We start from the raw sequence: 9,029 nt of genomic DNA, 5'->3' as shown, positions 1-9,029 counted from the left end.
GTCCTCCCCGACTTTCGTACGCCTTACGGCGCCCGAAACTCTTCAGGAATGCAGTCTGTCCGCTTTCCGACTGTGACACTCAGCAGTAGACATCCCTGCCAATCCTGGCGCGGTTCAGCCAGCTCTCCGCTACCTCAAGCCGAAAATGTGCCAAAGGCCCTGACGACGGACAACGGACATTCGCATGAACGAGCATCCCGAGGGTTCCGGCGTCACCGGAGCCTTTCTGGCGCGCCCCATCCGGCAGGGCGACAATCCCGAGGACGCGTTGCGCCGGGTGCTGGCCAAGCCGCCTGATGTCGCCGGTCGCTATGCGGAGGCATTCAATTCATGCCAGCGCGCTCTCGAGACTATCAGGATGGAGCTGTGCATCACCCCTCCGGGCTGCCGGTGATGTCAGGGTCCGGCGGGGTATCGCCACCTGCCGGGGGGGCTGCCTTGGGGGGAAGCCTCACGATATTGCTGCGAAAGACCCGGCGGGGTATGGACGGACTGTGCTGGACAACCCTGTCAGCGCGCGAAGACGCCTCATGCTCGTTCTGCGCATCCTCCACAACCCTGATAATATCATCTACGATGTCTCTGCGCACTAGGCCCTCGAGCAGGTTCATCAATGCATCAATGACCTCAGGTTTTGGGCGCCAGCCTCGATGCGCCGCGGCATTCCCCGCCTCGACGAGAGTCCTGAAGGCCTCCTCCTCACTCGTGAGAAGGCCAGCCTTGTTGTCGACGAGCCACCTGATTTTCTTCTGGAAATTTATGTCCGGTGCGCCCAAAATTTCCGCCACGACTTCGAATGATGTGCGGATGCCGATGGCAGCCAGCGTATCAAGTCTTGCATTGAGCGCTTCGTAGACTTCCGTCATGATGCCAAACAGATGAAGATTCTTATCTTCGCCAGTGTATGTAAGTACACTCAACCAGACCGGGGTTTTTCGCCATATGGTGGGAGGCAGGAATGCGACGTCCGGGGGGTGATTGCGGTATTCACCGGCCTCCTTGTCCAAATACTCATAATTCGTCCGCTCGTCGGAGACACTCATGCAGAACGAATAATCGCAGCCTGCACACGAGACAATTCTGGCTTTGACTGTCCACTCGAATATATCATTGCCTTCCTCATTCGTAGCTTCAGCACGAATGAGGCAGTTCCGCTCCCCGTCGCAGCGAGGGCAATGGGCTCTGACCGTCTGCCCTTCCTGGGACATGGGAAATCTCTCCGAAGCAATCTCTCTCAGCGAGGGAGCATTGCCCCATGCAACTCCTATGGCAATAGCCATTGAACCGCACCGGGACCGACAAAGACTATTTCTGTTACGCCAGAAGCCACGTCTGCTTTCAGGAAGTGCACAAATGCGCTTCGGCATCCGCGAAGTGGGCGAAAGCAGTCAGCTAGAAAAAAAACATCATTATGCGATGAGTTGCAGGAGGCAAGCCTCATACCCGGGTATCGGGGCAGCGCCTTGGCGAAGACTGTATCGAGATATTTTGCGATCGGCTGGTATTGATCGTCCTTCAACCCGATGAAGCGACGACGAATAAAATTGCCGTTCTGACGCTGACAACCCGGCTTACCAACCGGCGTTATACTGCCCCATGCCAGGGTCCCAGTTTCCCCATGCCGGGTTCCACGACGGGTTCCAGCCGCCCCAGCCGGGGCCGCCCATCGGACCCCAGGCGTTCCAGTTCCACATGGTGTCCTGATATTCGCCGGCCGTCATCTGCTGTTCGTCGGCCAGCATCTTCTGCTGGCGATAGCTCTGGTAGTTGTCGTAGGCGGCCTGGTCGCCGACATACAGGCAGTCGCACACGGTCGGGTCGGCATACACGTAGAACACGTTGCCGCCATGGGTTCGGCGGACGAAATGATGCGGCGGCAGACGGTTCAGCATCGCCTGCTGCTGCTGCGAACTGGCGGGTTTCAGCGCAAAGCCCGCTGCGGCAAGGTGGTCTTCCTTCTGCGCGATCCGCTGGGCGGTCGTTTCACACGACGGCAGGCTGCCTAGCATGGCAAGGATGGCGAGGGCGCGCAGAGGCGCGTTTTTCGGCGTGACCATTCCGCGTGGGCTCCTGACTGGCAATCTTTTGAAATAATCTACCTGCCATCTCGCGCCAGATCAACGGCGTGCAAAAAGACCAAGGCGCCGCAAGCACCAAGACCGAACGACAGCTCAGGATCAGGAATCGAGGTGCAGGAGGCAAGCCTCCTGCCGGGGTGTCGGGGCAGAGCCCTGACGAACAACGCCCGTTCAGCTCCGATGCAGCATCGGCCCCAGCGCGGCCCCACCGAACAGATGCACATGGAAGTGCGGCACTTCCTGCCCGGCGGCGACGCCCATATTCGCCAGCAGGCGGTATCCGTCTTCTTCCAGCCCCAGCAACCCCGCCACATGGCCGACCGCACGGGTAAAGCCCGCGATTTCGGCATCGCCGGCGGCCTGGCTGAAATCGGCGAAGGAAACGTACGGTCCCTTGGGGATCACCAGCACATGAACCGGCGCCTGGGGCGCGATATCATGAAACGCCAGCGCGTACTCGTTTTCATACACCTTGCGGCACGGGATTTCCCCGCGCAGGATCTTCGCGAAGACGTTCTGCGGGTCGTAGGGACCCCGTCCGGAAACGGCCATGGACTTGCCTCCTTGCGTTATACCGCCAACGGGTCACGGGGGCGGGCGGCCTTTTCGGCGATGCCGCTGGTGCCCTGGCGGCGCGTCAGTTCGGCCCAGACATCCGACGGATGGATGCCGGCATCAACCCACATGACGATCAGGTGATACAGCACGTCGGCGCTTTCGCCGATCAGTTCCTCGCTGTTGCCGGCGACGGCCTCGATCAGGCATTCGACCGCTTCCTCGCCGAATTTCTGGGCGATCTTGCGACGGCCGCGTGACAGCAGGCGTGCCGAATGGCTCACGGCAGGGTCGGTGCCCTTGCGCGAGACGACGACGTTGAACAGTCGGTCCAGAATTTCCGCCGTCGCCACCGGTTCGGCGGGCAGGGCAGGGACAGCCTTTACGACGGCTTCAGCGGGGGCGGCCTTTTTGCGGGCGGTCTTCTTGGCGACGCTCTTCTTGCCGGCGGCCTTGGTGTCGTCGTTCTTGCGCGTGGTCTTGGGGATTTTCGGCATCGTGCCCTCGCTTGCGTATCGGCGTCGTTCAGGATCTGGCGGCTGGCGTGTGGCGCACCGGCAGGCCGGCATCCGCCAGCGCCTGCTTGACCTGCGGGATGGTGAACTGGCCGAAATGGAACACGCTGGCGGCCAGCAGGCCGGTGGCGCCCGCGCGCGCGCCTTCGACGAAATGCTGCAGGGTGCCGACGCCGCCCGAGGCCACGACCGGCACCCGCACCGCGCCGCAGGCCGCGCGCAGCAGGTCCAGGTCGAACCCGCTGCGGGTGCCGTCGCGGTCCATGCTGGTGAGCAGGATCTCGCCGGCCCCGCGCTCGGTCACGTCGCGGCACCAGTCGATGACGTTGCGGCCGGTGGGGGTACGGCCGCCATGGGTGTAGACTTCCCATGATCCGTGCCCGTCCGAGCGGGCGTCCACGCCCACCACCACGCACTGGCTGCCGAATTTGCGTGCGGCCTCGTTGATCAGTTCCGGACGGCTGACGGCAGCGGAATTCATCGCGCATTTGTCGGCGCCGGCCAGCAGCAGGCGGCGCATGTCGTCGGTCGTGCGTACGCCACCGCCCACGGTCAGGGGCAGGAAGATCTTCTCGGCGGTGCGGTTGACCACGTCCAGGATGGTGTCGCGGTTTTCGTGGCTGGCGGTGATGTCCAGAAAGGTCAGTTCGTCGGCGCCGGCGGCGTCATAGACCGCCGCCTGTTCCACCGGGTCGCCCGCGTCGCGCAGCGAGACGAAATTGACCCCCTTCACCACCCGTCCGTTCTTGACGTCCAGGCAGGGGATGACCCGCAGCTTCAGCATCAGGACAAAATCCGCAGCGCATCGGCCGGGTCCACCCGGCCGTCATAGAGCGCACGCCCGACGATCACGCCCTCGATTCCAGGCGCGGTGACGGTCGCGGCCCGCAGCGCGCGCAGATGCTCGATATTGCCCACGCCGCCGCTGGCGATGACCGGGATCGAGAGGCTGTTCGCCAGCTCGGCGGTCTGGGGGATGTCGATGCCGGTCAGCATGCCGTCGCGGCTGATCTCGGTGAAGATGATCGCGGCGACGCCCGCATCTTCCATCCGCCGGCCCAGGTCGATGGCTTTCATGTCCGAGGTTTCGGCCCAGCCTTCGGTCGCGACCTGCCCCGAACGCGCGTCGATGCCCGCGACGATCCGGCCGGGGAAGGCGCGGCAGGCGGCGCGGACCAGTTCGGGGTTCTTCACCGCGACGCTGCCCAGGATCACACGGGTGATCCCGGCGGCCAGCCAGCGTTCGATGCTGTCCAGGTCGCGCAGCCCGCCGCCCAACTGCACCGGCACGGTGGCGTTGGCGATAATGGCTTCGATCGCGGCGCTGTTGGCCGACCTGCCGGCGAAGGCGCCGTTCAGGTCCACCACATGCAACCAGCCGCATCCGGCCGCGATCCATGCGCGGGCCTGCGCGCCGGGATCGTCGGAATAGACCGTGGCATCATCCATCTCGCCCCGGCGTAGGCGCACGCAGGCGCCGTCCTTGAGGTCGATGGCGGGGTAGAGGGTCAGGCTGTGGCCGGTCACGCTGGCAGGTCCTGTCGCGGGGATGGGAACGGAGGCGGCCTGCGGGTGGGCGGGGACGACCCGTTCATTGTCCTGCAGGCGCTTGGTGAAGAACAGGCCCCGCATCGTCCGCCCGTCGGCACGGGCGTAGCTGGGATGGGTGCCCCATTGATAGAAGCCGAAGGCGCGGAACAGCCGGATCGCGGCTTCCTGGGTCTCGCGCACATCCAGGTTCAGGATCTGGTAGCCCATGGCCCGCGCGCATTGCTCGGCCTCCAGCAGCAGCAGCCGGCCGAGCCCGCGCCCCCTGGCATAGGGCGCGACGTACAGATGCATCAGTGTGGCGCTCATCGCCTGCGCTTCGTTGTTGCGCGGCGGGCGCACCAACTGCGTGCCCCCGACGATGACGCCGTCCAGCCGCACCACGAACAGCATGCGTTCCGGCACCATCAGCAGGCCCCGGAAATAGCGTTCCATCGCCTGGCGGCCCGGCACGTTCAGCCAGCCGAACCCGCCGCCATCCAAGATCGCGGCGTCGGTGGCCTCGCACAGTGCCTGAAGCTCGTCTTCCGTCAGCGACTGAACCCGTTCGGCGCGCGGCTGGTCGTAGGGTCTCCCGGTTCCGGTCATGCGGGACCTCCTTCGCGGGCTGGCGTCCAGCGCAGGAAGTTGGACAGGATGCGCAGGCCGACCGTCTGGCTCTTCTCAACATGGAACTGTGTGCCGGCGCGATTGCCACGGGCCACGATCGCCGGCACCGCGCCGCCATAATCGGTGGTCGCCACCAGTTCGTCGGGCACGCCGTGGCGCAGCGCATAGGAATGGACGAAATAGCCGTGGGCGTCCGCGTCCAGCCCGTCGGTCAGTGGATGGGCGCCCGGTACGAAATCCAGCCGGTTCCACCCCATCTGCGGCAGGCGCAGGCCCGGCACGTCCATGGGGGCGATTTCGCCCGCGATCCAGCCGAAACCGGGGGTGACGGCATGTTCCAGCCCACGCTCGGCCATCAGTTGCATGCCCACGCAGATGCCCAGGAACGGCGTGCCGGCATCCGTCGCGTCGACGATGGCGGCGCGCAGCCCCGGCACGGCGTCCAGCCCGGCGGCGCAGTCGGCGAAGGCGCCCTGTCCTGGCAGCACGATCCGGTCGGCGCTCCGCACGGCCTGCGGGTCGGCCGAGATCGTCACCTCGGCGCCGATGCCGCTATCCGCCGCCGCGCGGGTCAGGGCCCGCGCGGCCGATGCCAGATTGCCGCCATTATAATCGATGACCAGGATGGATTGCGTCGCGGATGTCATGCTCAAGCCTCAGCCATGTTCCCGCGCGTGCGTGCAAGCGTGGGATTCCGCTCCAGCAGGCGCAGCATTGCTGCCTCGTGACCCTGCGCAACGACGATCGGCCCGGCGGCCAGACCGTTCAACCGCAATTCCCACGCCCTGATATCGGGGGTGCACAGGGCCAGCAGCAGATGCAGCCCGGCCCAGAAGGGCAGAAGCGGCAGATGCGCTGTCTGCACCGCACTCAGCAGGATCAGGCTGCCGGCCCCGGCCAGCAATCCGGCGATCCAGCTTCCCTGGATCACCAGCCCCAGCCAGCCCAGCAGCAGCACCCGCCAGGACAGGCGCTCGGCCACCAGGACCGGCGGCCGCCGGTCATCCGCCCGGAACCATGTGGTATAGGTCGTCACAGCACGCCTTTGGTCGAAGGAATGCTGCCCGCCGCGCGCGGGTCGGGTTCGGCCGCCATGCGCAGGGCGCGGGCCGCGGCCTTGAACGAGGCCTCGGCGATATGGTGGCAGTTCCGCCCGGCCTTCTGCGTCACATGCAGCGTCAGCAGCGCGCTCATGGCGAAGGCGCGGAAGAATTCCTCGAACAGTTCGGTGTCCATCTCGCCGATCTTGTCGCGGGTGAAATCCACCGACCAGGCCAGGAAGGGGCGGCCGGAGATGTCCACCACCACTTCGCTCAACGCCTCGTCCAGCGGCACCAGTGCGTGGCCGAACCGGCGGATGCCGCGCTTGTCGCCGATCGCGCGGACAAAGGCCTGACCCAGCGCGATGCCGGTATCCTCGGTGGTGTGATGGAAATCGATATGCAGGTCGCCTTTGGCCTCGATCTCCAGATCGAACAGGCCATGGCGCGCGAGGGCCGTCAGCATGTGATCGAAGAAGCCGATACCGGTCGCGATCCGGGACTGGCCGGTGCCATCCAGGTTCAGGCGGAGCGTGATGTCGGTCTCGCTGGTGACGCGATGAATCGTGGCTGTGCGGGCGGTATCCATGCCCGTTCTCCTACAGGAATGGGGCGCGTTAGGCCACTCTCCTATATATGTGCGCGATGCGCCACCGGCCGGGGTTCGCGTCTCTGGCCCGCAGGGGATGGATATTGGCTTCCCCTGCCTTCTGCGGCATGGTGCCGGCCAGGGCCGCGCGACCGCTGCCGGGGCCCGAGACCAAGGAGGCCCAATGGCCGTGCTCGACAGTCTGCTGTCCCGCTTTTCGACCGACGCCCTGTCCGACCCCGCGCCCGAAGGGTCGGTGCTGGAAGATATCCTGTCCACCGCGATGCGCGCGCCCGATCATGGCCGCCTGCGGCCGTGGCGTTATGTGCTGATTCGCGGAGAGGCCCGGTCGAAGCTGGCCGAACTGGTGGTGGCCGGCATGCTGGCGCGCGATCCGGACGTGCCGGCGGCCAAGATCGAAAAGCGCCGCGAGCGCTTCTCCACCATGCCGCTGACCATCGCGCTGGGCATGCACCTGCGCCCCGAAGACAAGATCCCGCTGATCGAGCAGGAAATGGCGGTCGCGGCGGCGGCGATGAATATCCTCAATGCCCTGCATGCAACCGGCTTCGGCGGCGTCTGGGTCACAGGTGACATGGCGGTCGACCCCGCACTGGCCTCGGCGCTGGGGTTCGATGCGCCGCACCGGCTGGCGGGCTTCCTGTTCGTCGGCACGCCCGATCCGAACCGGGCCATACCGTCTCGCCGATCGGTCGAAGGATATGTGGCGGAGTGGCATGGCGCGCCCGTCACATTCGGGGCGGACAACGAGTAACGTGCGAGAGGCCGAGATGCACAGTGACGTCACGATTATCGGTGGTGGCCCCGCCGGCCTGGCCACGGCCCTGTCGCTGGAAAGCGCCGGCCTGTCGGTCACCGTTCTGGAGCGCGCGCCGCAGGCGGCACTGGCCGAGCCCGCATTCGACGGGCGGGAAATCGCCCTGACCCATCACTCGGTCTCGGTCCTGCGGAATGCCGGGGCCTGGGCGCGCATCCCGCCGGTGGGTATCTCCCCCTTGCGTGAGGCAAGGGTGGAAACCGGGCGACACAACCACCCGCTGACCTTCGATACCAACGGCCAGGGCGTCGAGGCGTTGGGGTATCTGGTCTCCAACCACATGATCCGCCAGGCCTTGTATGAAGAGGCCATGACACGCCCCGGTATCGTCATCCGCGCGGGCGTCGCGACGCGGCGTGTGCGGGACGATGGCGAGAGCGTGACCGTGCTGGCGGAGGGCGGTAACGTGACATCGCGCCTGGCCATCGCGGCGGATGGCCGGTTTTCCGAAATCCGGCGCCTGCAAGGCATCGGCGCGATCGTCCATGATTTCCGTCGCGCGATGCTGGTCTGTCGCATGGCGCATGAATCGCCCCACCATCATGTCGCGCTGCAATGGTTCGATGACGGTCAGACGGTCGCGCTGCTGCCCGTCAATGGTGGCGCGTCCTCGCTGGTGCTGACCCTGCCGCCGGACCAGATCGAGGCGCTACGAACGATGGAGCGCGAGCGGTTCAACGCGAACATCATGGCCAGGGTCGGCAACCGGCTGGGGGCCATGAGGCTGGTCAGCACACGCCATGTCTATCCTCTGCGGGCAGTCTATGCGCATCGCTTCACGGCACGACGCTTCGCCTTGATTGGCGATGCGGCGGTAGGCATGCACCCGATCACCGCGCATGGGTTCAATCTGGGCATCAAGGGGCAGGATGTCCTGGCGCAGGAAATCTCGGCCGGCATGGCGCGTGATGGCGATCCGGGGTCGGCTGCGGTGCTGCGGCGGTTCTCCATGCGCCATCGCCTGACCACCGCCCCCCTGTTTGCCGCCACCAATGGCATCGCCACCCTCTATACGCGCGACGAATCACCCTTCCGGTACCTGCGCCGCGCCGGTCTGCGGGCCGCCGATTCCCTCGCACCGTTCAAGGCAGCCGTGACCAACATGCTGATCGATCGGGGGAAAACGGCCTGAAACCGCCATTTTCTGATTGGTGGGTCAGAAAAAAACGATGCGGCTCATTTTTCGCTGTTGACGGTGTTGTGGGTGGGGTGTAGATCGCTCTTCACCGCCGGGGCTGAGGTTCTTGACCTGGCGGT

At 65.5% G+C, this 9,029-nt stretch carries 12 protein-coding genes; 3 read left to right on the top strand and 9 right to left on the bottom strand.

All coding sequences use genetic code 11. The features are described 5' to 3' along the window. Positions 1–184: 184 nt before the first annotated feature. Positions 185–394 (top strand): hypothetical protein, encoded by a 210-nt coding sequence (locus ABF821_RS18090; RefSeq protein ID WP_415531075.1) that lies wholly within the window; start codon positions 185–187, stop codon positions 392–394. Here ABF821_RS18090 and ABF821_RS18085 read toward each other — a convergent pair. From ABF821_RS18085 to hisB, 9 genes are all read right to left on the bottom strand, one after another. Continuing rightward, entirely contained in the window at positions 372–1,280 is a 909-nt protein-coding gene (locus ABF821_RS18085; protein WP_415531074.1) for a DUF4145 domain-containing protein, read from the bottom strand. The genes ABF821_RS18090 and ABF821_RS18085 overlap by 23 nt on opposite strands. A 291-nt stretch (positions 1,281–1,571) precedes the next feature. Next, entirely contained in the window at positions 1,572–2,057 is a 486-nt protein-coding gene (locus tag ABF821_RS18080; protein WP_114728958.1) for a hypothetical protein, read from the bottom strand. Positions 2,058–2,249: 192 nt separating this feature from the next. Continuing rightward, positions 2,250–2,630, bottom strand: a complete 381-nt coding sequence (locus ABF821_RS18075; RefSeq protein WP_415531073.1) for a histidine triad nucleotide-binding protein — start codon at positions 2,628–2,630, stop codon at positions 2,250–2,252. Between the two features lie 17 nt (positions 2,631–2,647). Continuing rightward, positions 2,648–3,130 (bottom strand): phosphoribosyl-ATP diphosphatase, encoded by a 483-nt coding sequence (locus tag ABF821_RS18070; RefSeq protein WP_415531072.1) that lies wholly within the window; start codon positions 3,128–3,130, stop codon positions 2,648–2,650. 28 nt (positions 3,131–3,158) lie between these two features. Beyond that, positions 3,159–3,932: an imidazole glycerol phosphate synthase subunit HisF gene (gene hisF / locus ABF821_RS18065; protein WP_415531071.1), complete on the bottom strand. Its 774-nt coding sequence runs from the start codon at positions 3,930–3,932 to the stop codon at positions 3,159–3,161. Continuing rightward, positions 3,932–5,284, bottom strand: coding sequence for a 1-(5-phosphoribosyl)-5-[(5-phosphoribosylamino)methylideneamino]imidazole-4-carboxamide isomerase (gene hisA, locus ABF821_RS18060; protein ID WP_415531070.1), 1,353 nt, complete (start codon positions 5,282–5,284; stop codon positions 3,932–3,934). Before hisA ends, hisF begins: the two co-directional genes overlap by 1 nt. Beyond that, positions 5,281–5,952: an imidazole glycerol phosphate synthase subunit HisH gene (gene hisH, locus ABF821_RS18055; protein WP_415531076.1), complete on the bottom strand. Its 672-nt coding sequence runs from the start codon at positions 5,950–5,952 to the stop codon at positions 5,281–5,283. Before hisH ends, hisA begins: the two co-directional genes overlap by 4 nt. A gap of 2 nt (positions 5,953–5,954) precedes the next feature. Next, positions 5,955–6,341 (bottom strand): hypothetical protein, encoded by a 387-nt coding sequence (locus tag ABF821_RS18050; protein ID WP_415531069.1) that lies wholly within the window; start codon positions 6,339–6,341, stop codon positions 5,955–5,957. Next, positions 6,338–6,934 (bottom strand): imidazoleglycerol-phosphate dehydratase HisB, encoded by a 597-nt coding sequence (hisB, locus tag ABF821_RS18045; protein WP_182975705.1) that lies wholly within the window; start codon positions 6,932–6,934, stop codon positions 6,338–6,340. The genes ABF821_RS18050 and hisB overlap by 4 nt, the downstream gene beginning before the upstream one ends. 184 nt (positions 6,935–7,118) lie before the next feature. Here hisB and ABF821_RS18040 point away from each other — a divergent pair, with 184 nt between their 5' ends. Together ABF821_RS18040 and ubiM are read left to right on the top strand one after the other, a co-directional pair. Then, positions 7,119–7,709, top strand: coding sequence for a nitroreductase (locus ABF821_RS18040; RefSeq protein WP_415531068.1), 591 nt, complete (start codon positions 7,119–7,121; stop codon positions 7,707–7,709). Between the two features lie 16 nt (positions 7,710–7,725). Continuing rightward, on the top strand, positions 7,726–8,904 hold the full coding sequence (ubiM, locus tag ABF821_RS18035) for a 5-demethoxyubiquinol-8 5-hydroxylase UbiM (protein WP_415531066.1): 1,179 nt from the start codon (positions 7,726–7,728) through the stop codon (positions 8,902–8,904). The last annotated feature ends 125 nt before the right edge of the window (positions 8,905–9,029 follow it).

Origin of the sequence: Gluconacetobacter sp. (genome assembly GCF_047721585.1) — a bacterium.
GTDB lineage: Bacteria > Pseudomonadota > Alphaproteobacteria > Acetobacterales > Acetobacteraceae > Gluconacetobacter > Gluconacetobacter dulcium.
Note: the sequence above shows the minus strand (reverse complement) of the source record. Positions and strands in the feature narration are given on the sequence as shown.

Bases quoted from the DNA above. Each gene is read 5' to 3' on its own strand.
- ABF821_RS18090 (WP_415531075.1), top strand. From the start codon at position 185: ATGAACGAGCATCCCGAGGGTTCCGGCGTCACCGGAGCCTTTCTGGCG.
- ABF821_RS18085 (WP_415531074.1), bottom strand. From the start codon at position 1,280: ATGGCTATTGCCATAGGAGTTGCATGGGGCAATGCTCCCTCGCTGAGA.
- ABF821_RS18080 (WP_114728958.1), bottom strand. From the start codon at position 2,057: ATGGTCACGCCGAAAAACGCGCCTCTGCGCGCCCTCGCCATCCTTGCC.
- ABF821_RS18075 (WP_415531073.1), bottom strand. From the start codon at position 2,630: ATGGCCGTTTCCGGACGGGGTCCCTACGACCCGCAGAACGTCTTCGCG.
- ABF821_RS18070 (WP_415531072.1), bottom strand. From the start codon at position 3,130: ATGCCGAAAATCCCCAAGACCACGCGCAAGAACGACGACACCAAGGCC.
- hisF (WP_415531071.1), bottom strand. From the start codon at position 3,932: ATGCTGAAGCTGCGGGTCATCCCCTGCCTGGACGTCAAGAACGGACGG.
- hisA (WP_415531070.1), bottom strand. From the start codon at position 5,284: ATGACCGGAACCGGGAGACCCTACGACCAGCCGCGCGCCGAACGGGTT.
- hisH (WP_415531076.1), bottom strand. From the start codon at position 5,952: ATGACATCCGCGACGCAATCCATCCTGGTCATCGATTATAATGGCGGC.
- hisB (WP_182975705.1), bottom strand. From the start codon at position 6,934: ATGGATACCGCCCGCACAGCCACGATTCATCGCGTCACCAGCGAGACC.
- ABF821_RS18040 (WP_415531068.1), top strand. From the start codon at position 7,119: ATGGCCGTGCTCGACAGTCTGCTGTCCCGCTTTTCGACCGACGCCCTG.
- ubiM (WP_415531066.1), top strand. From the start codon at position 7,726: ATGCACAGTGACGTCACGATTATCGGTGGTGGCCCCGCCGGCCTGGCC.